This is a genomic window from Pseudomonas sp. HC1(2025), assembly GCF_058742075.1.
In genome coordinates this window covers 1,811,159-1,835,795 of record NZ_CP196017.1, presented here as the reverse complement: position 1 = coordinate 1,835,795, position 24,637 = coordinate 1,811,159, and the positions used below count along the sequence as shown (strand labels likewise).

Sequence of the window (24,637 nt, the reverse complement as noted above, 5' to 3'; positions counted from 1 at the left end):
AATCGCGAGCAAAAAAAAGCCTGCATCGCTGCAGGCTTTTCTCTATCTGGCTCCACGACCTGGACTCGAACCAGGGACCCAATGATTAACAGTCATTTGCTCTACCAACTGAGCTATCGCGGAATGCGGCGTATCTTACTGATTGAAAAGGATAAGTCAAATATTTAATGCATTTGTACGTACGCGATTCCAGCGAATCTGGCAAATTTGGGGAGATTCAACTTTCAGCAGCCTCACTCACAACCTACAAAAAAGCAGGAACCCTCCGACTGGATCATCAAAGCGCTTGAGCTGAATATTTCGCCGGTGTCGCCGAAACTCTTTACCATCCCAGCCAACATTAACCCACCAAGACCTACCCATTCGACAAGGAGTCGGACTACGTGAAAAAACTGCATGACCATCCCTTTTTCAAACCGCGCCCCCCCACCACTCCCCTGACACCGGAAACACCCAAGCTATCTTCAGGCACGCTGCTCTCACTGGCAGCCGTGGTGATCTCGATTGCCGCCGCGTCGATTTCCTTCTGGCAACTGGACCTGATGCGTGAGCACAACCGACTGTCCGTACGGCCCTACCTGATGATCACTCCGCATTTAACGGCACAAAAAAGCGGCCTGTACCTGTCCAATGAAGGGATTGGGCCGGGCATCATCACTGCGTTCAGCATTCGCGTTGGCGATGAACACTTCGATGGGCTGGGGGACAGTCGCTGGCCCGCTGTGCTGGAGAAAGCGCGCTTGAATCCTGAATGTTTCGCCAAAGGCTGGCCCACCAAAGGCTCAGCCGTAAGGCCGGGAAACGACATCGTGATTCTGGAGCCGACTAAAAGCACCCAGTTCGGCCCCTTGTGCCTGCTGCAAATGAGCCTGTTCCTACAAAGGAATGACGTATTTGTGCAGATGGACTACGAGTCACTCTACAAGGAGCCCTTCACCTTTTCTGCGCCCTTGAAAATGAATGAAGCCATGGATATGGGCGCGTTGAGCAAAATATTTCAGTAGCAACCCAACGCGCGCCCATCACGGCAACTGCTCAATAACCCCGTTACTCTTCAGTTGCCCCAACTGCTCACCAGACAACCCCAACCGCCCCGCCAACACCTCATCCGTATGCTGCCCCAGCATCGGCGCTGGTCGCACGTACTCCACTGGCGTGCCAGACATCTTGATCGGGCTGCCAACCATGGCGAAGTCGGGGTTTTGCGGATGGGGGATCTTCACCATCAAGCCACGGGCAATCACCTGCGGCTCTTCCAGGGATTGCGCGATGTTGTTGATCGCACCCACCGGCACTTTCGAGGCATGGATGCAACTGACCCACTCATCTGCCGTGCGGCCAAGGAAGTGCGCCGACAGCAGCTCGACGATTTCGGCCCGATGGGCGACACGGTCGGCATTGCGCCGAAAACGCGGGTCGTCCGGCAGGTGTGGCAGACCGATGCTGTGGCATAAGGCGATAAATTGGCTGTCGTTGCCACAGGCGATGATGAAGTCGCGGTCGGCGGCGCGAAACACCTGGTACGGCACGATATTGGCGTGGGCATTGCCAAAGCGCTGGGGCACTTTGCCGGAGGCCAGGTAGTTCATGCTCTGGTTGGCCAGGGTTGCCACTTGCACATCCAGCAGGGCCATATCGATGTGCTGGCCGACGCCGGTGCGTTCGCGGCTGAGCAGCGCGGCCTGGATCGCCACGGTGGAATACAGCCCGGTCATCAGGTCAGAAAATGCCACGCCGACTTTTTGCGGGCCGCCGCCCGGCAAGTCGTCGCGCTCACCGGTAATACTCATCAGGCCGCCAATGCCCTGGATGATGAAGTCGTAGCCGGGCTCTTGCGCACGCGGGCCGGTCTGGCCGAAGCCGGTGATGGAGCAATACACCAGGCGCGGGTTGATCTGGGCCAGTGTCGCGTAGTCCAGGCCGTAGCGCGCCAGGGAGCCGGCCTTGTAGTTTTCGATCAGCACATCGGAGCTGGCCGCCAGCGCCCGTACCAGTTCCTGGCCTTCGGTACTGGCCAGGTCGATGGCCACCGACAGCTTGCCGCGGTTGGTGGACTGGTAATACGACGCCTGCCCGGACGACTCGCCGGTGTCGGTCTTCATCCATGGTGGCCCCCAGCCCCGAGTGTCATCGCCGCTCTGCGGGCGCTCGATCTTGATCACTTCCGCGCCGAAGTCCGCCAACACCTGGCCACACCATGGGCCGGCCAACACCCGGCTCAAATCCAGTACACGCAAACCTGTTAATGCACCCATTGTTTTTATTCCTGAAAGTCTGTGTCAGCCGATTGCCGGCTCTGGATGGCGCAAGGAAATCCCCAGCAACGCACGGCGTCTCAGCCAGGGGCTGGGGCGGTAGCGTGGGTCGTGGGTGATCTCGCACAGGCGCTGCAAAATCGTCAAAATCCTGCGGGGCCCGAGGGCGTCGCCCCAAGCCAGCGGGCCATGGGGGTAACCGAGGCCCAGGTGTACCGCCTGATCGATATCCTCGACGCTGGCGATGCGCTGCTGCGCAATGTCGCAGGCCAGGTTGACCACCATCGCCAAGGTACGCTGAGCCACAAAGCCAACACTGTCGCCAATCACCGTCACTCCCACGCCATCCCTGGCGAGCAAGGCGTGGGCAGCGTCACGCATCGGCGCGGCAGTCAGCGGGTTTTGCATCAGGGTGCGATGGCGCGACAGGTCGGGCAGAAGGTCAATGCACAAGGTGCGCGCCGGATCGGTGTGGAACCACTCGCAGGTGGCGGTCGCGTCGCGGCCGTAAGGTGCCAGCAGGCACAACGCAGCGGGCGACGGCTGCGCGCCCGTCTCCAATTGCGCGCCGAGGTTGATCAGCAAGGTGCTGAGGCGTTCGTGGTCTTCGGGGTTTTCCGTGGCGATCCACACCGCTGGCAGCGTGGTAACAGTCGGCACCGGCTGCGGCTGTGGGCCGTCGATCCTCTGGCCATTTTCGTAGCGGTAGAAACCCTGGCCGGTCTTGCGCCCCAGGCGCCCACCCACCAGCATCTGCCGGGTCAGGGCCGAGGGTTTGTAGCGCGGCTCCTGGTAGAACTGGTTGTAGATTGATTCCATGACAGGGTGGGAAACGTCCAGGCCGGTGAGATCCAGCAGCTCCAGCGGCCCCATGCGAAAACCCGCACCGTCGCGCAGGATGCGGTCGATATCGCCCCCCTCGGCAATGCCTTCGTCCAGCATCTTCAAGGCTTCGGTGCCGTAGGCACGGCCGGCGTGGTTGACGATAAAACCTGGAGTGTCCTTGGCCCGCACACCACGATGGCCGGTGCGCGCGACAAATCCCAGCAAGGCCTCGCCGACGGCTGGCGCGGTGGCCAGGCCGTCGATGACTTCCACCACGCGCATCAGCGGCACCGGGTTGAAAAAGTGCAGGCCGGCGACTCGCCCAGGATGCTGGCAACCCGCGGCAATCGCCGTGACCGACAGCGATGAGGTGTTGCTGGCGAGGATGCACCCCGGCGTCACGATGGCCTCCAACTGGTGCAGCAGGCCACGCTTGGCATCGAGGTTTTCGACAATGGCCTCAACCACCAGGTCGCAATCGTGCAAGGCGTCAAGGCTGGTGGCCACGTGCAGGTTGTGCAACGCGTTGTCCATGGCCGCCTGGGTGAGCTTGCCCTTGCCGACCAGCTTGGCGAAGGTCGCGTCGAGGCTGTCGCGAGCCGCCTGCGCCGCGCCATCGCGGGCGTCGAACAAGCGCACGCGCACGCCGGCCTGGGCGGCAATCTGCGCGATGCCGGCGCCCATGACGCCAGTGCCCACCAGGCCCATGATGTTGATCGAATCGGCCATGGTTATTCCCCGAGGTAGTTGGGTGTGCGTTTCTCGAAGAACGCCGCGGCGCCCTCCTTCTGATCCGCGGAATCGAACAGCAATTGGAACGCCTTGCGCTCCAGTACCAGGGCGCTTTCCAGCGGCAGGTCGGCGCCCGCAAGCATCACTTCCTTGATCTGCTCCACTGCCAGCGGCGGCAGCGCGGCGATCTGCGCCGCCAGCTCCAGGGCTCGTGGCAAGGTCTGGTCGTCGGCCACCACCTCACTGAGCATGCCCATGGCCAGGGCTTCGGGGGCCTTGACCATGCAGCCAGTCAGGGCAATACGCATGGCCTGGAATTTTCCCACCGCACGCACCAGGCGTTGTGTGCCGCCGGCACCCGGCATCAGGCCGAGCTTGACCTCAGGTTGGGCAAAACGCGCCGATTCGCCGGCCACGATCATGTCGCAATGCATCGCCAACTCGCAGCCACCGCCCAGGGCAAAGCCGTTGACCGCAGCGATCACCGGTTTCGGGCAACGGCTGATCGCTTCCCACAGGTACTCGGTGTGTCGGCGATACATCTCGATAGGACTGGCGCTGGCGAACTCCTTGATGTCGGCGCCCGCCACAAAAAACTGCTCGCCACCGGTCAGCACAATGACGCGCACATCCCGGCGCCGGGCCAAGGCACGAAAGTGCCCGGCCAGTTCCTCACGCACCTGGGCGTTAAGGGCATTTTTGACGTCGGGGCGATGGATGCGCACCACGGCAACGCCATTGTCCTGGACGTCGAGGTAGACCACGGGTTGATCAGGATTAGCCACATGTACTCCTGCTGCAATGTTCTTGTTAGTGCGATCAACGTTAGTTTCGCTATGCGAAATAACATTCCGTATTTAGCCATGATCATAGGTATCGACCCGGCGGGTGTAAATGCAAAAACCGCAACGCCCAATGAAATCTCGGTTAACTCATTGTTTATTGAAGGTTAATTAGGAACGCACGGAGAAAACCAATCAGTTGCTTAGTTTCGCACTGCGGAATACAATTTTGTTTTGTTGATTTTATAAAAAAAGAGGGACTACCATGCGCCGCACACCAGAGGCACCTGCAGGCAGCAACGGGTTCGAACATCTGCGGGTGGATCCGATGAATAGCGAGGAGGAGGAAGACAAGGACCGCCAGTTCATCACGGCCCTGGCCCGTGGCCTGGAACTGCTGCGCTGCTTTACCCCCAGCGAAAGCGTGTTGGGTAACCAGGAACTGGCGCGCAAGACCGGCCTGCCCAAGCCGACGATTACCCGCATGACGCACACCCTGACCCGCTTGGGTTACCTCAAGCACCTGCCGCAGTCGGGCCGGTACCAGTTGGATGTGGGGGTGATGGCGTTTGGTTACGCGATGCTTTCCAACCTGTCGGTGCGGGCCGTGGCCCACCCGCTGATGGAAACCATGGCCAAGTACGCCCAGGCCGCCGTCGCAATGGCCACCCGGGACCGCCTGGACATGGTGTACCTGGACGTGGTCCAGGGCGAAGCGAACATGACCATGCGCCGCCAGGTCGGTACGCGCCTGCCGCTGCACTTGAGTTCGGCGGGCCGCGCTTGCCTGGCGGCGATGCCGGAAAACGAGCGTGAGTTCATGCTCGACCATATCCGCCAGCGCCATCTGGAGGATTGGCCGACGATTCGCAAAGGGCTGGAGCGCGCGTTCAGGGACTACACCGACTTCGGCTATTGCATGTCGATCGGGGAATGGCACCGCGATGTCAACGCCATCGCCGTGCCCATGCTGCACGCACAACATGGGCTGTTGACGTTCAACTGTGGCGGGCCGAGTTTCCACCTTTCCCGGGAAAAACTCGAAGACGACATCGGGCCGCGTCTCAAGCACATGGTCAACAACATCGAGGCCGCCGCCCGCTAGACAGATCGGTGCACGGCCTCGGCAGATCAAACAACAGGCCCGCCGAACGGGCCGCCGAGGAATGCACATGATCCGAGACCCGCAAACGCTGCATCTGCTGCTGGACTCCATTCGCCAGTTCGTCAATGAAGCGCTGATCCCACGGGAAAACGAAATCGCCGAGACCGATGAGATCCCGGCGGACATCGTCCAGCAATTCCAGGACATGGGCCTGTTCGGCCTGACCCTGCCCGAAGCCTATGGTGGCCTGGGCGTGACCATGGAAGAAGAAGTCTGCATCGCCTTCGAGCTGGGGCGCACCTCGCCGGCATTCCGTTCCTACTTCGGCACCAATAATGGCATCGGCTCCATCGGCATTCTGCTGGACGGCACCGAGGCGCAGAAACAGCACTACCTGCCCAAGCTGGCCAGTGGCGAGTTGCTCAGTTCGTTCTGCCTGACCGAACCGGACGCAGGCTCCGACGCCGCCTCGCTGAAGACCACCGCCGTGCGCGATGGCGAGCATTACCTGATCAATGGCACCAAGCGCTTTATCACCAATGCGCCCCATGCCGGGATTTTCACGGTGATGGCCCGCACCAACCCGGATATCAAGGGCTCGGGCGGGATCAGCGCGTTTATCGTCGAGCGCGATACGCCGGGTGTGTCCCTGGGCAAGCGCGACCACAAGATGGGCCAGAAAGGCGCCCATACCAGCGACGTGATTTTCGACAATGTGCGGGTCCCCGTCGGGCAACTGATCGGCGGCGTCGAAGGCGTAGGGTTCAAGACCGCGATGAAGGTGCTCGACAAGGGCCGCCTGCATATCGCAGCGGTCAGCGTCGGCGCCGCCGAGCGCATGCTCGACGATGCCCTGCACTACGCCATCGACCGCAAGCAATTCGGCCAGCCGATTGCCGAGTTCCAGTTGATCCAGGCGATGCTCGCCGACAGCAAGGCTGAAATCTATGCGGCCCGCTGCATGGTGCTGGACGCGGCGCGCAAGCGTGACGACGGCCTGAACATCGGCACCGAAGCCTCCTGCGCGAAGATGTTCGCCACCGAAATGTGCGGCCGGGTGGCAGACCGCTGTGTGCAGATCCATGGTGGCGCAGGTTATGTGAGCGAGTATGCGATCGAACGGTTCTATCGCGATGTACGGCTGTTCCGGCTGTATGAGGGTACGACCCAGATCCAGCAGTTGGTGATTGCACGCAACATGATTCGCGAGGCCCAGCACTAACCCCGCCTCTACGGTGGGAGCCGGCAAGCCGGCTCCTACAAGCCCCCATAAACCGTGCCCTACAACTACAACAAGGTATCGCTATGGAAGTCGCCGCATCGGCGGGTGCGTTGTCGCCCGCAAAAAACAACCTGTGGATCATTGTTTTCATTTTCTGCTTCCTCGGCCTCTTGATCGATGGCGCAGATTTGATGCTGCTGTCCTACAGTCTCAGCAGCCTGAAAGCCGAGTTCGGCCTGACCAGTGTCGAGGCCGGCAGCCTGGGCAGTTTCACCCTGGCCGGGATGGCGGTCGGCGGGATTTACGGCGGCTGGGCCTGTGACCGCTTTGGCCGGGTCAAGACCGTGGTGTGGAGCATCGTGCTGTTCTCGGTGGGCACCGCGATCCTTGGCCTGACCCACAGCTACTGGCAGTTTGCGGCCACCCGTTTCTTCGCCTCCCTCGGCCTGGGCGCGCTGTATGTCGCCTGCAACACCCTGATGGCCGAATACGTGCCGACCCGCTACCGCACCACCGTGCTTGGCACCTTGCAGGCCGGCTGGTCGGTGGGCTATATCGTCGCGACCTTGTTGGCCGGCTGGATCCTGCCGGACCACGGCTGGCGCTGGCTGTTCTACGTGGCGATCATCCCGGTGATCCTCGCCGTGCTGATGCAACGCCTGGTGCCGGAGCCCCAGGCCTGGCTCAACGCCCAGGCCGAACGCGCGCGGGAAAAAGCCGAAGGCACCCAGCGCGTCTCGGCGAAAAAGCCCGATGGCATGTTCAAGCTGATTTTCAGTGATCCCAAGGCCAGCCGCATGTTCCTGCTCTGGGCGCTGACCGCAGGCTTCCTGCAGTTTGGCTACTACGGGGTCAACAACTGGATGCCGTCCTACCTCGAAGGCGAGTTGGGGATGAACTTCAAGTCGATGACCAGCTACATGGTCGGCACCTACGCGGCAATGATTTTCGGCAAGATCCTCGCCGGCCTCGCGGCCGATCGCCTGGGGCGGCGCGTGGTGTTTGCCTTCGGCGCATTGGGGACGGCGGTGTTCCTGCCGGTGATCGTGCTGTACCAGAGCCCGGAGAATATCCTTTGGCTGCTGATTGTCTTCGGCTTCCTGTATGGCATTCCCTACGGCGTGAACGCGACCTACATGACCGAGAGTTTCGAGGCGAAATTCCGCGGCTCAGCCGTGGGCGGCGCCTACAACATCGGGAGGATCGGCGCGGCGGTCGCGCCGGCAGCCATTGGCTTCCTGGCGTCCCACGGCTCGATTGGCGTGGGCTTTTTGGTGATGGGCGCGGCGTACTTCATCTGCGGGGTGATCCCGGCGCTGTTCATCCGCGACAAGCAGTTTGACCCGCAAAAACAATAACCCCGCTGTCGGTGCCGGCTTGCCGGCGATAGCGGCGCGTCAGGCCAATACGCTATCGCCGGCAAGCCGGTTTCTCCAATGGGCACTCGCACCAATCCCCCTGGAAAACCTAGCCGTTTTGCCAGTTACTTAAACGTTTTGTTCAAACTATCGTGTACCCCACCAATTTTTGATGGCAGGGCCGGAAATGGAATTCATCGAACAGATCCGCCAGGGCTACGCCGCCTTTCGCGGCTACCAGACCTGGTACCGCGTGACCGGCAATCTCGACAGCGGCAAGACCCCACTGGTCGTCCTCCACGGCGGCCCCGGTGGCACCCATGACTACCTGGACGCCTTCAAGGACGTGGCCGCCAGTGGGCATGCGGTGATTCACTACGACCAACTGGGCAATGGCCACTCCACCCACCTGCCCCACCAGCCCGCCGGTTTCTGGACGGTTGAGCTGTTTCTCGAAGAGCTGGACAACCTGCTCGACCATCTGCGCATCAGCGACCATTACGCAATCCTTGGGCATGCCTGGGGCGGCAGGCTCGGCAGTGAACACGCGCTTCGCCAACCCCGGGGCCTGCGCGCCTTGATCGCCGCCAACCTGGCGGCCGGCTTCGATGACCAACCCTTGTGCCGGATCAACCCGTGGCCCGAAGAAGTGGCACGTACCTTCGCCCAGATGGCGGCCGATCCTACGGTTTACAACGCCCTGCACGGCCCGATCAGCATTGGCCGGCTGACGCAGATCCAAGTGCCAACCCTGATAATTTCCGGGCGGCATGACCAGGCCACACCGCTGGAATTCAAGGCGTTCCTCGATGAAATCGCCGATGTACGCGCAGCGCTGTTTGAAGACTCCAGCCATATGCCCCATGTGGAGGAGCGCCAGCCGTGCATGGGCACGGTGGTGAAGTTTTTGGATGAGGTGTGCTCACCAACGGTCTTCTAAACACCACCAATCAAATGTAGGAGCGATCCGACAAGCCCGCTCCCACATTCAGTTTTTTGCGGTGTTTTGGCTACACCTCGCTGGTTTCAGCCCGCCCCGCCACCGTCGCTTTCTGCAGTGATGCATCCACCAGCGGGATCTCCTTGCCCTCGGCATCAAACAATTTGCCCTTGCTGAAATAATCCCCGTCGCGCAGCGCCGCCACATCCTGGAAGCACAGGCTGCGCTCGGTGCCGGCGACGAACACCGACTGCTGGTCCGAGTTGCCGGCAGTGAAGTGGTTGAACGCCAGGTTCAGCAGGATCGCCATGATCGCCGAGGAACTGATCCCCGAGTGGAAGATGGTCGCGAACCAGCTGGGGAACTGATCGTAGAAGCTCGGCGCGGCGATGGGGATCATGCCGAAACCGATGGAGGTGGCGACGATGATCAGGTTCATGTTGTTACGGTAATCAACCTTGGACAGCGTGCGTATCCCACTGGCCGCCACGGTGCCAAACAACACGATCCCGGCGCCGCCCAGCACCGAGGTCGGTACTGCGGCAATCACCCGGCCCATGAAGGGCAGCAGGCCAAGGATCACCAGGAACAGGCCGCCCGTGGCCACCACATAACGACTCTTGACCCCGGTCACCGCCACCAGGCCGACGTTCTGGGCGAAGGCGCTTTGGGTGAACGAACCGAAGATCGGCGCGAACATGCTCGACAGCATGTCGGCACGCAGGCCATTGCCCAGGCGCTTGGAGTCAACCTTGGTGTCGATGATCTCGCCCACCGCCAGAATGTCCGCCGAGGTTTCCACCAGGGTCACCATGACCACGATGCACATGGACAGGATCGCCGCCACATGGAAGGTCGGCATGCCGAAATGGAACGGCGTAGGGAAGCCGATCATCGGGCCCTGGGTCACGGTAGAGAAGTCCGCCATGCCCAAAAACACCGCGATCAATGTGCCAAACACCATCGCCAGCAGGATCGACAAGCGCGAGATGGTGGCGCTGCCCACTTTGCTCAGCAACAGCACCAGCACCAGGGTGATGGCCGCCAGGCCGATGTTCGGCATGCTGCCAAAATCAGCGGCACGGCTGTTACCGCCCATGGCCCAGCGGGCGGCGACCGGCATCAGCGTCAGGCCGATGGTGGTAATCACGATCCCGGTCACCAGCGGCGGGAAGAACTTGGTAATTCGCGAGAATATCGGGGTAATCAGCAGCCCGATCAGCGACGCGGCCATCACCGCCCCCAGGATCGCCGGCACACCGCCTGCGCCATCGCTGCCGACAATCGCCACCATGGTCGCCACACCGGCAAACGACACCCCTTGCACCAAAGGCAACTGACAGCCAAAAAACGGCAGGCCCAGGGTTTGCAACAGCGTGGCCAGGCCACCGGCAAACAACGACGCGGCGATCAACAGGCCAATATCGGCGGGGGATAGCCCGGCCGCCTGGCCGACAATCAACGGCACGGCCACGATACCGCCGTACATGGTCAGTACATGCTGCAGGCCGTAAGCCATGTTGGCAGCGACGCCAAGATTCTCATCTTCTGGCCGTTGCGGTGACGCCTTCGGGATAGTCATGGTGAGGGGATCTCTGTTTTTGTTGTGCGCTCACTGTATGCAATAGAAAGATTGGATGTCCATAGAGCTGTATACAATCATTTCCACAAGATACCCGGCATCGACGTTACAAAAATCCATTCAGCCGCCCTGCCCCAAGGCTTGAAGCCGTGCCCACAAGGATCTGAAAAAAATGCTCAACCGCACGCTGCGCATCCACTCTGCGGCCATTTGCTACTTCGATATGGTCCGCCGCTGCCATTCGATCCGCGAAGCTGCGCGCCGGCTGAACGTGGCGTCGTCGGCGGTGAACCGGCAGATTCTCAAACTTGAAGACGAAGTCGGCGCGGCCCTGTTCGAACGCTTGCCCGGTGGGTTGCGCCTGACCGCTGCGGGGGAAATCCTGACCCGCCATGTCACCCTGGTGTTGCAGGATGTGGAACGGGTGCGCGGCGAACTGGAAGGCCTGAACCAGGTGCAGACCGGGCATGTGGAAATCGCCACGGTGGAAGGCGCGACAGTGGAGTTGCTGCCAGCCGTGCTCAAGCGCATGCGCCAGCGCTACCCGGCGGTGACCATCGGGGTGACCGTGCAGGGTTCACAATCGATTCCGGCGGCGGTGATCAACGGCCAGGCAGACCTGGGGCTGGCCTTTGCCCTGCCACGCAGTGCGGAAACCACACAGTTGTGTGTCGGGCATTTCCGCCTGGGTGCGTTGGTGGCACCGGGACATCCACTGGCCTCACACGCCAGCGTCAGCTACACCCTGTGCGCTGAACACGGGGTGATCCAGGCCAACAGCGAGCTGTCGATCCATCACCTGATTGCCCCGCTGCACAAACGTTCGCCGGCTGCGCACAAGCCGTTGCTGCAAAGCAACTCCATGGAACTGGCGCGGCAGTTGGCGCGCCAGCAATTGGGGGTGGCGTTCCAGACGCGGATCGGGATCGAGGCCGATTTGGCCAGGGGTGAGTTGCTACACATCCCCTTGAGCGACCAGGGCGGGATGTTCAGCGACCTGGGGCTGTATGCGCGCAAAGGTCGGGATTTGCCTACGGCGGTGGAGTCGATGGCCCACCTGATCAGCGAGGAAATCGCTTTGCGCGAACGCGAAGAATCACCCTGTACACCGCGTATTTCCTGACCTTCAGGCCAGCTTCAGTGCTGCCGATTCGGCAGCAGCCCAGTCGATATTCTGTTCTTTGAGCAGCACGGCGGTTGTGTCGATACTGCGCCCGGCGGCCCCTGCACGGCTGCCATGAGCCAAACGCCAAAGGAACTAAAACAATGAAAAAGGCACTGCACGGCGCAACCGTATTACTCACGCTCCTCGGCGGCGGGGAGGCTGTCGCGGTGGAATGGATGAACAACAGCGTAGGATTTCGCTACGGGCAACAGTTCACCAATCCGAACAACCCTGACGATTTCAGCAAGCGCATCTACAGCTTCACCCACGCCAGCGGCTACCAGTACGGCAGCAACTTCCTACATCTCGATGTATTCCTGTCCGACAGCCGCGATCCGCGCAAGGGCACCGATCACGGTGGCAGCGAGGTGTATGCGGTCTACCGGCACCAGTTGTATGCATCACGGGTATTCGACATGCCGCAGGGCACCGGGCTGATCAAGGATTACGCGCTGACCCTGGGGTTCGACGCCAACCGCAACAACAACCTGGCGTCGGCGAAAAAACGCGCCCTGGTGATCGGGCCGACCCTGAAGTTCAATACCGTCGGGGTGCTGGACCTGAGCCTGATGTACTACAAGGAAAACAACCATTCCGGCATCCCAGGCGCGAAAGATCCGAACCACACCTTCGACGACACCTACATGCTCAACCTGACCTGGATGCGCCCGTTCGAGCTCGGCAACCATGGCGCGAAGTTCCAGGGGTTCATCAACCATGTCGGCGACAAGGGCCACGACTACAACAGTCGCGACACCGCCGCAGAAACGCTGATGCGCACGGCACTGATGGTCGCCGTCCGGCCGGGCAAAAGCGTCAAGCCCAACCTATACCTGGGCGTGGGCTACGAATACTGGCATAACAAGTTTGGCGTGGACGGCGGCCGTGGCAGCCGCACCTCAACGCCAACCCTGAATATGGAAGTGACGTTTTAAGCTGCCGCCAACTGCGACTCGTCCGACTTGGGCCGCGCCAGCCAGTAACCCAACACCGCCAGCGGCGCGGTCGCCAGCATCACGATCACCGTGACCAGCAATGGCTGCTCCAGCAACGACGACACCAGCAGGCTGGCGACAAAGCACAAGCCCAGTTGCAGGGTGTTTTGCAGTGCCGCAGCCTTGCCGGAGTTTTCCGAAAACGGCATCAGCGCATTCGCCACTACAATCGGGTAGCTGGCGCCGTTGACCAGGGCCATCAAGCAGAACGGAATCAGCAAGGTGGTCAGCGTCGGCACCGTCAAGGTCGCTACCAAATACAGCGCCACCATGCTCACGCAATACGCCACCAGCAACCAGGGCAACAAGAGTTTGCCCTGGAACCGTTGCAAGGCGCTGCGGCAACTGTAGCCACCCACCAGAAACGCCAGGGTCGGCAGCACATAGCTCAGGCCGATGTCATTGGGGCTGTAGCCCATGCCACCGAGAATAAACGGCGAGGCCGTGAGCCAGGCGAAGAAGCTGGCGGAGCACGCGGCGAAGATCAGCACATTGCCGATGAACACCCGCGACTTGAACAGTTGCCCGTAGCTCAGCCGGGCTTTTTCGCCGTCGGCGGCCAGGCGTTTGGGCATGGATTTGAGAAACAGGGTCGGTAATAGCAGCAACAGCGAGATACCCAGCAACACGGCGAAGATCGCCTGCCAGCCCCAGTGATTCAATACCACCGCGCCCAACAGCGGCGCCAGCGCCGGTGACAGGGACATCAGCGGCATGATGCTGGCAAACACCCGGTGCGCCTTGTCAGCCGGGTACCGGTCAATCACCAGCGCCTGCCAACTGACTGCGGCGCTGCACACCCCAATCGACTGTACAAAACGCAAGGCCAGCAGTTGCGGCGCGGTCTCGACCCAGAACATCCCCAGGCAGCCGAGCACGAACAGACTCAGGCCGGCCAACAGGATCGGCTTGCGCCCCAGGCGATCAGACAGCGGGCCCCAGAGCAGTTGCCCCACGGCAAAACCGGCGAGGAAGATGCTCAAACTGGCCCCCACCGCACCGGGGGAAATCTGCAAGTGTTCGCCCATGGCGCCGAACGCGGGCAAGTACATATCCATGGCCAGATAGCCGAGCATGCTCAGCCCCGCTAGGTACCAGGTGAAACCAAAAGAGTTTTTCATTGAAGCCTTGTTAGTCCTGCCATCAAACAATTTGCTGACTGGCGCCTATTATGAGGCTGACAGTTGCGCTGTGAAGCGATAATAATTGAACACTCTTATCAATATTTTTGAAGGCAATGCCCATGTGGTCCGAATACTCCCTGGACGTGGTGGATGCCGTGGCCCGTCACGGCAGCTTTAGCGCCGCCGCCCAGGAACTGCACCGCGTACCCTCGGCCATCAGCTACACCGTACGGCAAATCGAAGAGTGGTTGGCGGTGCCGTTGTTTATCCGTCGCCACCGGGATGTGGAACTGACCCCCGCCGGCCGCCTGTTTATCGACGAGGCCCGTGGCGTGATGAAAACCATGCTGGGCACCCGCCGACTGTGCCAGCAAGTGGCCAATGGCTGGAGCGGCCAGCTGAAAGTGGCGGTGGATTCCATCGTCAAACAGCAACGCTGCCGGCAACTGGTGCTGGATTTCTATCGCCAGTTCCCGGAAGTGGAACTGCTGCTGGAGTACGAGGTGTACAACGGTGTGTGGGATGCCCTGGCAGACGAGCGCACCGATATTGTGATCGGCGCCACCAGCGCGGTGCCGGTGGCCAGCCACTTCACGTTTCGCGACATGGGCTTGTTGAACTGGCTGTGCGTGGTCAGCGCCCGGCATCCGCTGGCACAGGTCGAGGGTTTGCTCAGCGACGATCAATTGCGGCCCTTTGCGTCGCTGTGCATGACCGACACCTCACGCAACCTGCCCAAGCGCGACACCTGGACCCTGGATAACCAGCGACGCCTGGTGGTCCCCAACTGGGCCTCGGCCATGGATTGCCTGCAGGACGGGCTGTGCGTGGGCATGGTCCCGGCGCACCTGGTGCAGCCATTGATCGACAGCGGCGAACTGGCCGCCCTGGAACTGTCCCGGCCCTTCCCGGCCAGCCCGTCCTGCGTGGCCTGGGCCCAGGACAAACTGTCACCGGCCATGGCCTGGCTCCTGGACTACCTGGGGGATAGCCAGACCATGAACCAGGAGTGGCTCAACGGGCCCGTTTCACAGTAACCGAGCGATGCCCCGCACAATCATGGGCGGCTTGGGGTGAAGAGCTTGGCCACGCAGGCGCACCGATAGCCCGTCGCTGGCGGCCATGGTGCCCAGGGTGCGGCCGTGGAAGGCATGGGCATCGTGATGCTGCCCGACGCGCTGGTTGGCGCCGACCTGCAGGCCGGCCGGCTGGTGGCGCTACTGCCAGGCTATCAGTCACCCTCGCGCTCGATGCACCTCTTATATGCACAGGACCGCTATCGCCTGCCCAAGCTGCGGGCCTTCGTCGACTTTGCGATCGAACAATGGGCGCGCTAGAAACTCACTCCCAGGGCCTGTAGCTCACGACGGGTCTGCGCGGGTGATACGTGATGAATACCGTGCCAGCCCAGGGCGCTGGCGGCATGGGCGTTTTCGGCCACATCGTCGATAAACACCAGCTCCTCGGGCTGGATATCCGGCAGATGGGCGCACACCTGGTCGAGGCTGGCACGGTAGATCGCCGGGTCAGGCTTGATCAGCTTCACCTCGCCGGACACCACGATATTGCGAAAGTGTTTCAGGAAGGGATAGTTGGCGCGGGCGTAGGGGAAGGTTTCTGCGGACCAGTTGGTCAGGCCGAACAGCGGCACTTTGGCCTCATGCAAGTCTTCGAGAATCGCCACGCCGTCGGCGAGCGGGCCGCGCAGCATTTCATGCCAGCGGTCGTAGTAGGCCCGGATCAGCGCCTCATGTTGCGGGTGTTTGGCAATCAGGCTGTGGGTGCCTTCAGCCAGGGTGCGTCCAGCGTCCTGTTCGGTATTCCAGGCCTGGGTGCAGATGTTCTCGAGGAACCATTGGCGCTCCTCGTCACCGGTAATCAGTTTGCGGTACAGATGCTGCGGGCTCCAATCGAACAGGACACCGCCAAAGTCAAAAACTACTGCACGAATCGTCATGAAGATCCTCCGTTAGCCGAGTGTGATAACGGACGCAGTCTGGCACACCGAGGTCAAGAAGGGGCAAGCAAGGAAAGGTAGGACGGTTCCTAAATGTGAGCTTTTGTAGGAGCCGGCTTGCCGGCGAAAAACCCGAGAACGCCACGGGGCGCCAGGCACCCCGCGTAATCGTTGACGATTTTCGCCGGCAAGCCGGCTCCTACAAGGGGTTAAGCCTGGACCAGACCTTCGATCTTCACGGTCGGATTGACGTCAGCGTCGTAATCCACGCCATCAATCTCAAAACCGAACAGGCGCAGGAACTCTGCCTTGTAGCCGGCAAAATCGCTGATCTCGTTGACGTTGTCATCGGTCACCTGGTTCCACAGCGCCGCCACGGCGTCCTGGACTTTCGGTTCCAGCTCAGCCAGGTCGGCACGCAGGCGGCCATCGGCGTCAAGCTTCGGCTCGCTGCCGTACAGGCTGTCCTTGAACAGGCCGTAGACCTGCTCGATGCAACCTTCGTGGGTGCCCTGCTCTTTCATCACCTTGAACAGCAGCGACAGGTACAGCGGCATGATCGGGATCGCCGAACTGGCCTGAGTAACCACGGCCTTGAGCACCGAGACACGGGCATCGCCCTTGAGTGCGGCGAGGTTGTCGCGCAGGGTCAGGACTTTCTTGTCGAGGTCTTTCTTGGCCTCGCCGATGGAGCCATTCCAATAGATATCCTGGGTGAGCTTTTCGCCCAGGTAGGTGAACGCGGTGGTCTTGGCGCCTTCGGCCAGCACGTCGGCGTCACGCAGGGCGTCGATCCACAGCTGCCAGTCTTCGCCGCCCATCACTTTGACGGTGCCGTCGATTTCTTCCTGGGTCGCCGGCTCCAGCGTGGTGTCGACCACAACGCCCTTGTCGGTGTTGATCCCACGCAGGGTCACGGCCTTGCCGATCGGCTTGAGGGTGGAGTTGTGCACCACGCCCTGCGGGTCGGTACGGCGTGGCGCGGCCAGGCTGTAAACCACCAGGTCGATCTTGCCCAGGTCTTTCTTGATGGTTTCGATGGTCAGGCGCTTGATCTCGTCAGAGAACGCATCGCCATTGATGCTCTTGGCGTACAGGCCTTTTTGTGCAGCAAACTTGTGGAAAGCGGCGCTGTTGTACCAGCCGGCAGAGCTGAGCTTGCCTTCCTCGCCTTCTTTTTCGAAAAACACACCAAGGGTGTCGGCGCCACAACCAAAAGCGGCACTGATACGCGCAGCCAGGCCGTAACCGGTGGACGCACCGAGCACCAGGACTTTCTTCGGGCCGCCTTCGATGGCACCGTGCTGGGTCACGTAGTCGATCTGCTCTTTGACGTTCGCTTCGCAGCCAACAGGGTGAGCGGTCACACAGATAAAGCCACGAACCCGCGGTTTGATGATCATAAAATTTCTGCCTCTTCCAAGGTGCCGATGGCCAATGGTGGCCATTACGGCGTCAATCGTACTGGTCTATGACGTCCGAAAAACCGAAGCGTCACGATAGTCGCAATTCTTCTGTTCGCAAAATCCAATCCACACTGGCCAAAGGCACTATATTTTTCCGACAAGGGCGTGAATTCAGCAAATTCTGCGGCATGATGAGGCAGAGCGGAGTTTGCGTCCTGCCTGTAGGGCAGGGAAAATGCCCGTCCTGTGCGACCGTATTCGGCGCTCGTCATCCTCATGCCACTGGCTGTTCAGCGCCCGGTGGCTGCGCTTTCAGGGAATAAGAATGCCTCAACGCCAAGTCATCAATGCCTCCGTCAGCCCCAAGGGCAGTCTCGAAACGCTGTCGCAACGTGAAGTCCAGCAACTGAGCGAAGCCGGTTCCGGCAGCATCTATACGCTGTTTCGCCAGTGCGCCCTGGCAATTCTCAACACCGGCGCCCATATCGACAATGCCAAGACCATCCTCGACGCCTACAAGGACTTTGAAGTACGCATCCATCAACAGGATCGCGGCGTGCGCCTAGAACTGTTGAACGCGCCCGCCGACGCGTTCGTGGATGGCGAAATGATCGCCAGCACCCGGGAAATGCTGTTCAGCGCCCTGCGCGACATTGTCTACACCGAAAACGAGCTCGATAGCCAACGCATCGACCTGAGCACCTCCCAGGGCATCACCGACTACGTGTTCCACCTGTTGCGCAACGCGCGTACGCTGCGCCCCGGTGTCGAGCCGAAGATCGTGGTGTGCTGGGGCGGGCACTCGATCAATACCGAAGAATACAAATACACCAAGAAAGTCGGGCACGAACTGGGCCTGCGCAGCCTCGATGTGTGCACCGGTTGCGGCCCTGGCGTGATGAAAGGCCCGATGAAGGGCGCGACTATTTCCCACGCCAAGCAACGCATCACCGGCGGGCGCTACCTGGGCCTCACTGAGCCTGGCATCATCGCCGCCGAAGCGCCGAACCCGATCGTCAACGAACTGGTGATCCTGCCGGATATCGAAAAACGCCTGGAGGCCTTTGTGCGTGTCGGCCACGGCATCATTATCTTCCCGGGCGGCGCCGGTACGGCCGAAGAATTCCTGTACCTGCTGGGCATCCTCATGCACCCGGACAACCGTGACGTGCCCTTCCCGGTCATCCTCACCGGGCCAAAACAGGCAGCGCCGTACCTGCAACAGTTGCATGCGTTTGTCGGCGCGACCCTGGGTGAGGCGGCCCAGGCCCACTACCAGATCATCATTGATGACCCCGCCGAAGTCGCCCGGCAGATGACCGCGGGCCTCAAGTCCGTCAAACAGTTCCGCCGCGAGCGCAACGATGCCTTCCACTTCAACTGGCTGCTGAAGATCGACGAAGGCTTCCAGCGCCCGTTCGACCCGACCCACGCCAACATGGCCAGCCTGCAACTGAGCCATGCCCTGCCGCCCCATGAACTGGCGGCCAACCTGCGTCGGGCGTTCTCGGGGATTGTGGCGGGTAACGTCAAGGACAAGGGCATCCGCCTGATCGAACAGAACGGCCCGTACGAGATCCACGGCGACCCGAGCATCATGAAGCCGCTGGATGAACTGTTGAAGGCGTTTGTGGAGCAACACCGGATGAAACTGCCCGGTGGCGCGGCGTATGTGCCGTGCTATCGCGTGGTGCAGTAAGGCACATCGCCAGATCATAGGTTGGATTGCTTTAGGGCTGTCTGATGGGTGTCGAAGGTATGAAGGCGGACTAGGGTTTTACCTATTCAGACCAGCGACACCTACCATAGCGTCCAGGACCTCAAGGGCCTGATCCGCAAACCCGCCACGGCCGTCAGCATTGAACAGGTGAGCCAGGCAGTCGCCGCGCAGGGAGCAAAAGCGCGATGATTGGCCAAGATACCTTGGCGTTGCTGCAACGGACCTGCTTTGGTAAAACCTGTGTTCCACCGCCCTTATTAGAGACTGCCCAACGTGCGCACGCTTCTGCTCGCTGCCCTGCTCCTGACCCCCACCCTCGCCCTGGCAGAAACCATCGCCTGGCCGGACCTTCCAGAGACCTGTTTCGTCAGCGGCCGTTCTGCCACCAACGACGATGTCGACAATGGCTGTGCGGCGTTTCTGATCAATGTGAAAGGCAAGGCGGCAGGTACTCCCATCAAGCTGGATATCCCCCAATACGCCATGCACGTCGAAGCGGGTACAGGCAAGGAAACGCCGGTGATCATCATCCAGGCGGAAGAGAACGGTGAGATCAAGGCGGTTGGGTACAAGGAGCTAGGTACCGAACAATTGGGGGCGGCACTGCTCAAGGAAGTGCGGCTGCTGGGAACGAAAAAGCCGGGCTAAAGCCAGCCCAGTTGCGCTCCAATAAAGCTCCACAATCAAAAAACCCGCTGACCGTTACCGGTTCAGCGGGTTTTTAACTGGCGACTCAATCCTGTTTCAGGACCTCGTCAACCGCTTACAGCGCGATGTCAGCCGCCGGCTTGCTCGGCTCGGCCGCAGGCTTGGCAGCCTCGGTCGTCTGTGGGGCAGCCATTTGCGGAATGGCTGGCGGAGGCGTCAGTTGCAGAACCTTGGCAGTGTAGGCCCATTCTTGCGCAACGCGCTCAGGGCTGCCGTTCAGCTTGGTGCCATAGCTCGGCACGATCTGCTTCAGCTTTTCCTGCCAGGCCGGGGTAGCGACCTTGTCCTTGAACACTTTTTCCAGCACGGTCAGCATGATCGGCGCTGCAGTGGACGCACCTGGCGATGCACCCAACAGGCCGGCGATGGTGTTGTCGGCGGAGCTGACCACTTCGGTACCGAGTTTCAGGACGCCGCCCTGCTCTTCGTCACGCTTGATGATCTGCACACGCTGACCGGCTTGCCACAGGCGCCAGTCTTCTTTCTTGGCGTTCGGGAAGTACTCTTGCAGCGCCTTGAAGCGGTCGTCATCGGACTGCATCAGTTGGCCAGCGAGGTACTCGACCAGTGGGTATTCACGAATACCGACTTTGGTCATTGGCCAGATGTTGTGGGTGGTGGTGCTGGTCAGCAGGTCCAGGTACGAGCCTTCTTTGAGGAACTTGGTGGAGAAGGTCGCGAATGGGCCAAACAGGATCACGCGCTTGCCATCCAGCACGCGGGTGTCCAGGTGCGGTACCGACATCGGTGGCGCGCCAACCGAAGCTTTACCGTAGGCCTTGGCCAGGTGCTGCTCGGCAATCGTTGGGTTCTCGGTCACCAGGAACGAGCCACCCACCGGGAAGCCTGCGTATTCCTTGGCTTCAGGAATGCCCGACTTCTGCAACAAGTGCAGGGCACCGCCGCCCGCGCCGATGAATACGAACTTGGCGTCGGTCTCGGTCTTGCTGCCGTCTTTCAGGTTTTTGTAGCTGACACGCCACGAACCGTCGGCGTTCTTGGTGATGTCCTGCACTTCGCTCGACAGTTTCAGGTCGAACTTGGGCGTGGTCTGCAAGTGAGCGACGAACTGGCGGGTGATCTCGCCGAAGTTCACGTCAGTACCGATTGGTGTCCAGGTCGCGGCGATTTTCTGGTTCGGGTCACGCCCTTCCATCATCAGCGGAACCCACTTCTTGATCTGTACCGGATCTTCGGAGTATTCCATGCCAGCAAACAGCGGGCTCGCCTGCAGCGCTTCGTAACGTTTTTTCAGGAACTTGATGTTGTCATCGCCCCACACAAAGCTCATGTGCGGAGTGGAGTTGATGAACGAACGCGGGTTCTTCAGAACGCCTTGCTGAACCTGCCACGACCAGAACTGGCGGGAGATCTGGAACGCTTCGTTGATCTCGACCGCTTTCGGGATCTCAACGGTGCCGTCCTTGTTTTCCGGGGTGTAGTTCAGCTCAGCCAGGGCCGAGTGACCGGTACCGGCGTTGTTCCAACCATTGGAGCTTTCTTCGGCGACGCCATCCAGGCGCTCGACCATCTCCATCGACCAATCCGGCTGCAGCTCATTGAGCCATACACCCAGGGTCGCACTCATGATGCCGCCGCCGATCAGCAGCACATCGACTTTCTTTGCCTCTTCCGCCTGGACGGAAGTAATCCCCATCGACAAAGCCAGACCCAGCAGGGCAGTGTTCACTTTTTTAAACATCGTAGCACCTATGATAAAACGCCTTCCGCCCTACCGCCCTCGACCTTCCGGCAACCGTGGTGCGCCAAACATCAGGCAACGTCTGGCGGGTTCCCGTACTCGCAAGTACTGCAGGGTGGGCACACAAGGCCGACGTATCGACCTCACTTTTATGTCCCTTCTGCGCTGACTTCTTATCATTATTGGCTTCAGCTACCTCGGCGACAGCTACCCTGCCGGTACGCATTCGGGAGTGCGTACCAGAGAGAGAATAGACCAAGATGGCGCGCAGAATATCATGCTCCGGCGGGATCGGGCGTCTGTTCTGGACTTGACGGTCGGGTTGGCAACAGGCTCAGCGCCACCTCGACAGACTGGCGAAGACGCTCAGGTGTAACGCCATCCCTCGCCTGGATGGAAATACCGTGCAAAAAGGTCGCATAAAAGTCCCCCAGTGCCTGCACGTCGGCACCCGCGCCAAGCTCGCCGCTTTCCTGCCCGCGCTGCAACCTGTCGATAATCGACTGGGTACGTTGCAGACGGTGCTCGCGCAGCCATTGCTGAACCTCAGCGCCGTCCGGGCTGGTGCTGCTTGCGGCACTCACCACCAGGCAGCCGCCGGGCCGACCCGATTGCGTGTAAGTGCTGATGGCATTGTCCAGCATGCCCCTGATCGCGCTTTTCAGGTCTGCCTGCGCCAGCGCATAGTCGGCAAAACCACCCTCGCCGCTTTCATATAACGCCACCGCCTCACGGAACAGCGCCTGCTTGCTGCCAAAAGCGGCGTAAATCCTCGCCGAGGCAATGCCCAGCGCCTCAACCAGCGCCGACATGCTGGTGCCCTCGTACCCTTGCTCCCAGAACAACAACATGGCGCGCTGCAATGCCGCTTCCCTATCAAATTCGCGCGGACGTCCGGCCATTAATTGCTTACCTGTGGGTGTGATTTCATCACTTTAACCCATATCGAGTTGACGGTAATGAATGGACGGGCCTATTCTTTGTCAATCGACAAACAATAGGAACACATGATGCGTACGCTTAAAGGACCCAGTTTGCACCTGGCACAATTCAGTGCCGCCGAGCCGCCTTTCAACAACCTGGAGAACATCGCTCAGTGGGCCAAGGCGCAAGGCTTCAAGGCGCTGCAGATTCCGGCCTGGGACAGCCGACTCTTCAATATCGAACTGGCCGCGCAAAGCCAGGCGTACTGCGATGACATCAAGGGCATGCTCGGCGACCACGGCCTGCAGGTCAGTGAATTGACCAGCCATATTTTTGGCCAACTGGTGGCGGTGCATCCTGCCTACGACGCGTTGTGGGACGCATCCATTCCAGCGCCGCTGCGGGGCAAACCCCAGGCCCGTACCGAATGGGCGATCGAACGCATGAAATGGACCATCACGGCCTCGCAACGGCTTGGCCTTGAAGACCTGGGCACGTTTTCCGGCTCCCTCGCCTGGCCCTATCTGTTCCCCTTCCCGCAACGCCCGGAAGGTCTTATCGATGCCGCATTCGATGAGCTGGCCCGACGCTGGCGACCGCTGCTGGACCTTGCCGACGAGCAAGGCGTCAACCTCTGCTACGAAATCCACCCCAGCGAGGACCTCCACGACGGCACCAGTTTCGAGCGTTTCTACGAACGGGTTGACCAGCATCCGCGCTGTCGGATCCTGTTCGACCCCAGCCACTTCGTGCTGCAACAACTGGACTACTTGAGCTACCTCGACATTTACCAGTCGTTCATCCGCATGTTTCATGTCAAGGACGCCGAGTTCAACGCCACCGGCCGCCAAGGTATCTACGGTGGCTACAGCGACTGGGCCAACCGTGCCGGGCGTTTTCGCTCACTGGGTGATGGCCAGGTGGATTTCAAAGGCATTTTCTCCAAACTCGCCCAATACGACTATCCGGGCTGGGCCACGCTGGAATGGGAGTGCTGCTTGAAAAACCAGGAGGACGGAGCCAGCGAAGGCGTCGAGTTCATCAATCGACATATCATTAAAGTCACCGACCGGGCCTTTGACGACTTCGCCGGTGCGCCGGTCGATCAGCGGCAGATCCAGGCCATGCTCGGCCTTCAGCACGAGGCACGACCATGAACGCTCTCACCGCCCTATCCCTCGATACCAGTGACGATTTCACACACCACTACGTGCGAATCGACGGCAAGAAAATCCACTGCGTCATGGCCGGCGCCGGGCAACCGGTGTTGCTGGTCCCGGGCTGGCCACAAACCTGGTACGCCTTCCGGCATATCATGCAAGCCCTGGCAATTCAGGGCTTCCAGGCCATTGCCGTCGACCCGCCAGGCCTGGGCAACTCAGACCGTCCTGCACTGGGCTTCGACACCGGCAATATTGCCGACGTGCTCCATCGGACGATGCTGGAGCTCGGCATCCCGCGCTATCACCTGGTCGGGCACGATGTCGGCATGTGGATCGGCTATGCGTTGGCAAGTGACCAGCCACACGCCGTGCGCACACTGACCGTAACCGAAGCCGTCATACCCGGCCTGGCCCCGCCGCCGCCGATTTTTGTGGCGCCGGAACAAAACATCTTCCTGTGGCACTTCCTCTTCAACCAGATCCAGGACCTGCCCGAAGCCCTCATCACCGGACGGGAGGAAACGTACCTCAACTTCATGTTCGACCGCTGGTCATTTCACCGCGACTCCGTTGCGTCCGACGTCTACATTCGCGCCTATTCGACACCCGGTGGCTTGCGCGCAGGGTTCGACTATTACCGCGCGATTCCCGAAACCATCCGGCAAAACACCGAGCGCGCTACCCGCATGCTGGAAATGCCGGTACTGGCCATCGGCGCCGAACATGCCACTAACGACGCCCCCCTGGTGACGCTCCAGGGGCACGCAACCGACCTGCGCGGGGCGATCATCGCCGATTGCGGGCATTTTGTGATGGAGGAGGCACCGCAGGCATTCGTGGAACATCTGCTTGGTTTTCTGCAGGCGCATCCTGAAAGCTAAAGGCTCAGGCCAGAGGAGTGACGGAACAACCTCGGGCGTGCTGGAATCAGGAAAGTCGATGGGAATCATCAAGTTTTTATGGTTTTCAGCC

21 protein-coding genes, 1 tRNA gene and 2 pseudogenes are annotated in these 24,637 nt (G+C 60.7%); 14 read left to right on the top strand and 10 right to left on the bottom strand.

The window, feature by feature from the left end; translation table 11 throughout:
- Positions 1-47 precede the first annotated feature (47 nt).
- A tRNA-Asn gene (locus tag ACSSVH_RS08120) sits at positions 48-123 on the bottom strand.
- A 260-nt stretch (positions 124-383) separates the two neighbouring features.
- On the opposite strand from ACSSVH_RS08120, the gene ACSSVH_RS08115 reads away from it, so the two are divergent.
- A complete protein-coding gene (locus ACSSVH_RS08115; protein WP_492634326.1) occupies positions 384-1,004 on the top strand; it encodes a hypothetical protein in 621 nt (206 codons plus the stop codon).
- An 18-nt stretch (positions 1,005-1,022) separates the two neighbouring features.
- On the opposite strand, the gene ACSSVH_RS08110 is transcribed toward ACSSVH_RS08115, so the two are convergent.
- From ACSSVH_RS08110 to ACSSVH_RS08100, 3 genes are read right to left on the bottom strand one after another with little or no spacing between them, the layout of a single operon-like run.
- The gene (locus ACSSVH_RS08110) at positions 1,023-2,255 is read right to left on the bottom strand and encodes a CaiB/BaiF CoA transferase family protein (RefSeq protein ID WP_492634325.1); all 1,233 of its coding nucleotides are present in this window, start codon (positions 2,253-2,255) and stop codon (positions 1,023-1,025) included.
- 24 nt (positions 2,256-2,279) lie between these two features.
- Entirely contained in the window at positions 2,280-3,809 is a 1,530-nt protein-coding gene (locus ACSSVH_RS08105) for a 3-hydroxyacyl-CoA dehydrogenase (protein WP_492634324.1), read from the bottom strand.
- A gap of 2 nt (positions 3,810-3,811) precedes the next feature.
- Positions 3,812-4,597 (bottom strand): enoyl-CoA hydratase-related protein, encoded by a 786-nt coding sequence (locus tag ACSSVH_RS08100; RefSeq protein WP_169953344.1) that lies wholly within the window; start codon positions 4,595-4,597, stop codon positions 3,812-3,814.
- A 262-nt stretch (positions 4,598-4,859) separates the two neighbouring features.
- On the opposite strand from ACSSVH_RS08100, the gene ACSSVH_RS08095 reads away from it, so the two are divergent.
- The 4 genes from ACSSVH_RS08095 to ACSSVH_RS08080 all read left to right on the top strand — a co-directional run bounded on the left by ACSSVH_RS08095 (position 4,860) and on the right by ACSSVH_RS08080 (position 9,219).
- Complete coding sequence (locus ACSSVH_RS08095; protein WP_169953341.1) at positions 4,860-5,699, top strand: IclR family transcriptional regulator; 840 nt, start codon at positions 4,860-4,862, stop codon at positions 5,697-5,699.
- A gap of 67 nt (positions 5,700-5,766) precedes the next feature.
- On the top strand, positions 5,767-6,921 hold the full coding sequence (locus ACSSVH_RS08090; protein ID WP_492634323.1) for an acyl-CoA dehydrogenase family protein: 1,155 nt from the start codon (positions 5,767-5,769) through the stop codon (positions 6,919-6,921).
- Between the two features lie 83 nt (positions 6,922-7,004).
- A complete protein-coding gene (locus tag ACSSVH_RS08085) occupies positions 7,005-8,279 on the top strand; it encodes an MFS transporter (protein WP_170043403.1) in 1,275 nt (424 codons plus the stop codon).
- A gap of 187 nt (positions 8,280-8,466) precedes the next feature.
- Positions 8,467-9,219: an alpha/beta fold hydrolase gene (locus tag ACSSVH_RS08080; RefSeq protein ID WP_169953333.1), complete on the top strand. Its 753-nt coding sequence runs from the start codon at positions 8,467-8,469 to the stop codon at positions 9,217-9,219.
- Positions 9,220-9,289: 70 nt separating this feature from the next.
- Here ACSSVH_RS08080 and ACSSVH_RS08075 read toward each other — a convergent pair whose 3' ends face one another.
- Positions 9,290-10,801, bottom strand: coding sequence for a nucleobase:cation symporter-2 family protein (locus tag ACSSVH_RS08075; protein ID WP_169953331.1), 1,512 nt, complete (start codon positions 10,799-10,801; stop codon positions 9,290-9,292).
- A gap of 172 nt (positions 10,802-10,973) precedes the next feature.
- On the opposite strand from ACSSVH_RS08075, the gene ACSSVH_RS08070 reads away from it, so the two are divergent.
- Positions 10,974-11,924: a LysR family transcriptional regulator gene (locus ACSSVH_RS08070; protein ID WP_076961310.1), complete on the top strand. Its 951-nt coding sequence runs from the start codon at positions 10,974-10,976 to the stop codon at positions 11,922-11,924.
- Between the two features lie 143 nt (positions 11,925-12,067).
- Positions 12,068-12,901: a nucleoside-binding protein gene (locus ACSSVH_RS08065; RefSeq protein ID WP_170043402.1), complete on the top strand. Its 834-nt coding sequence runs from the start codon at positions 12,068-12,070 to the stop codon at positions 12,899-12,901.
- On the opposite strand, the gene punC is transcribed toward ACSSVH_RS08065, so the two are convergent.
- A complete protein-coding gene (gene punC, locus ACSSVH_RS08060; RefSeq protein ID WP_170043401.1) occupies positions 12,898-14,082 on the bottom strand; it encodes a purine nucleoside transporter PunC in 1,185 nt (394 codons plus the stop codon). The two genes, ACSSVH_RS08065 and punC, sit on opposite strands and share 4 nt — an antisense overlap.
- A gap of 122 nt (positions 14,083-14,204) precedes the next feature.
- On the opposite strand from punC, the gene punR reads away from it, so the two are divergent.
- Both punR and ACSSVH_RS08050 read left to right on the top strand, forming a co-directional pair.
- Positions 14,205-15,122: a DNA-binding transcriptional activator PunR gene (gene punR / locus ACSSVH_RS08055; protein ID WP_169953328.1), complete on the top strand. Its 918-nt coding sequence runs from the start codon at positions 14,205-14,207 to the stop codon at positions 15,120-15,122.
- A 99-nt stretch (positions 15,123-15,221) separates the two neighbouring features.
- Positions 15,222-15,422: pseudogene (locus tag ACSSVH_RS08050) on the top strand (LysR substrate-binding domain-containing protein); the annotation flags it as partial.
- Here the strand turns inward: ACSSVH_RS08050 and ACSSVH_RS08045 are convergent.
- Both ACSSVH_RS08045 and fabV read right to left on the bottom strand, forming a co-directional pair.
- Positions 15,419-16,042 carry an HAD family hydrolase gene (locus ACSSVH_RS08045; RefSeq protein ID WP_492634322.1) on the bottom strand — a complete coding sequence of 208 codons (624 nt, stop codon included), beginning with the start codon at positions 16,040-16,042 and terminating at the stop codon, positions 15,419-15,421. The pseudogene ACSSVH_RS08050 and the gene ACSSVH_RS08045 sit on opposite strands and share 4 nt — an antisense overlap.
- Before the next feature lie 209 nt (positions 16,043-16,251).
- A complete protein-coding gene (gene fabV, locus ACSSVH_RS08040) occupies positions 16,252-17,445 on the bottom strand; it encodes an enoyl-ACP reductase FabV (RefSeq protein ID WP_169954153.1) in 1,194 nt (397 codons plus the stop codon).
- A gap of 328 nt (positions 17,446-17,773) precedes the next feature.
- Here fabV and ppnN point away from each other — a divergent pair, with 328 nt between their 5' ends.
- The 3 genes and pseudogenes from ppnN to ACSSVH_RS08025 all read left to right on the top strand — a co-directional run bounded on the left by ppnN (position 17,774) and on the right by ACSSVH_RS08025 (position 19,816).
- Positions 17,774-19,147: a nucleotide 5'-monophosphate nucleosidase PpnN gene (gene ppnN / locus ACSSVH_RS08035; RefSeq protein ID WP_169954154.1), complete on the top strand. Its 1,374-nt coding sequence runs from the start codon at positions 17,774-17,776 to the stop codon at positions 19,145-19,147.
- A 108-nt stretch (positions 19,148-19,255) separates the two neighbouring features.
- Positions 19,256-19,357 (top strand): annotated as a pseudogene (locus tag ACSSVH_RS08030) (AbrB/MazE/SpoVT family DNA-binding domain-containing protein); the annotation flags it as partial.
- Positions 19,358-19,441: 84 nt separating this feature from the next.
- Positions 19,442-19,816 carry a hypothetical protein gene (locus ACSSVH_RS08025; RefSeq protein ID WP_170057766.1) on the top strand — a complete coding sequence of 125 codons (375 nt, stop codon included), beginning with the start codon at positions 19,442-19,444 and terminating at the stop codon, positions 19,814-19,816.
- Positions 19,817-19,931: 115 nt separating this feature from the next.
- Here the strand turns inward: ACSSVH_RS08025 and mqo are convergent, their stop codons facing one another.
- On the bottom strand, positions 19,932-21,578 hold the full coding sequence (gene mqo / locus ACSSVH_RS08020) for a malate dehydrogenase (quinone) (RefSeq protein WP_492634321.1): 1,647 nt from the start codon (positions 21,576-21,578) through the stop codon (positions 19,932-19,934).
- A 275-nt stretch (positions 21,579-21,853) separates the two neighbouring features.
- Positions 21,854-22,480 (bottom strand): TetR/AcrR family transcriptional regulator, encoded by a 627-nt coding sequence (locus tag ACSSVH_RS08015; RefSeq protein WP_492634320.1) that lies wholly within the window; start codon positions 22,478-22,480, stop codon positions 21,854-21,856.
- 108 nt (positions 22,481-22,588) lie between these two features.
- Here ACSSVH_RS08015 and ACSSVH_RS08010 point away from each other — a divergent pair, with 108 nt between their 5' ends.
- Together ACSSVH_RS08010 and ACSSVH_RS08005 are read left to right on the top strand one after the other, a co-directional pair.
- Positions 22,589-23,659, top strand: a complete 1,071-nt coding sequence (locus ACSSVH_RS08010; protein WP_492634319.1) for a sugar phosphate isomerase/epimerase family protein — start codon at positions 22,589-22,591, stop codon at positions 23,657-23,659.
- Positions 23,656-24,546, top strand: a complete 891-nt coding sequence (locus ACSSVH_RS08005; RefSeq protein ID WP_492634318.1) for an alpha/beta fold hydrolase — start codon at positions 23,656-23,658, stop codon at positions 24,544-24,546. The genes ACSSVH_RS08010 and ACSSVH_RS08005 overlap by 4 nt, the downstream gene beginning before the upstream one ends.
- The last annotated feature ends 91 nt before the right edge of the window (positions 24,547-24,637 follow it).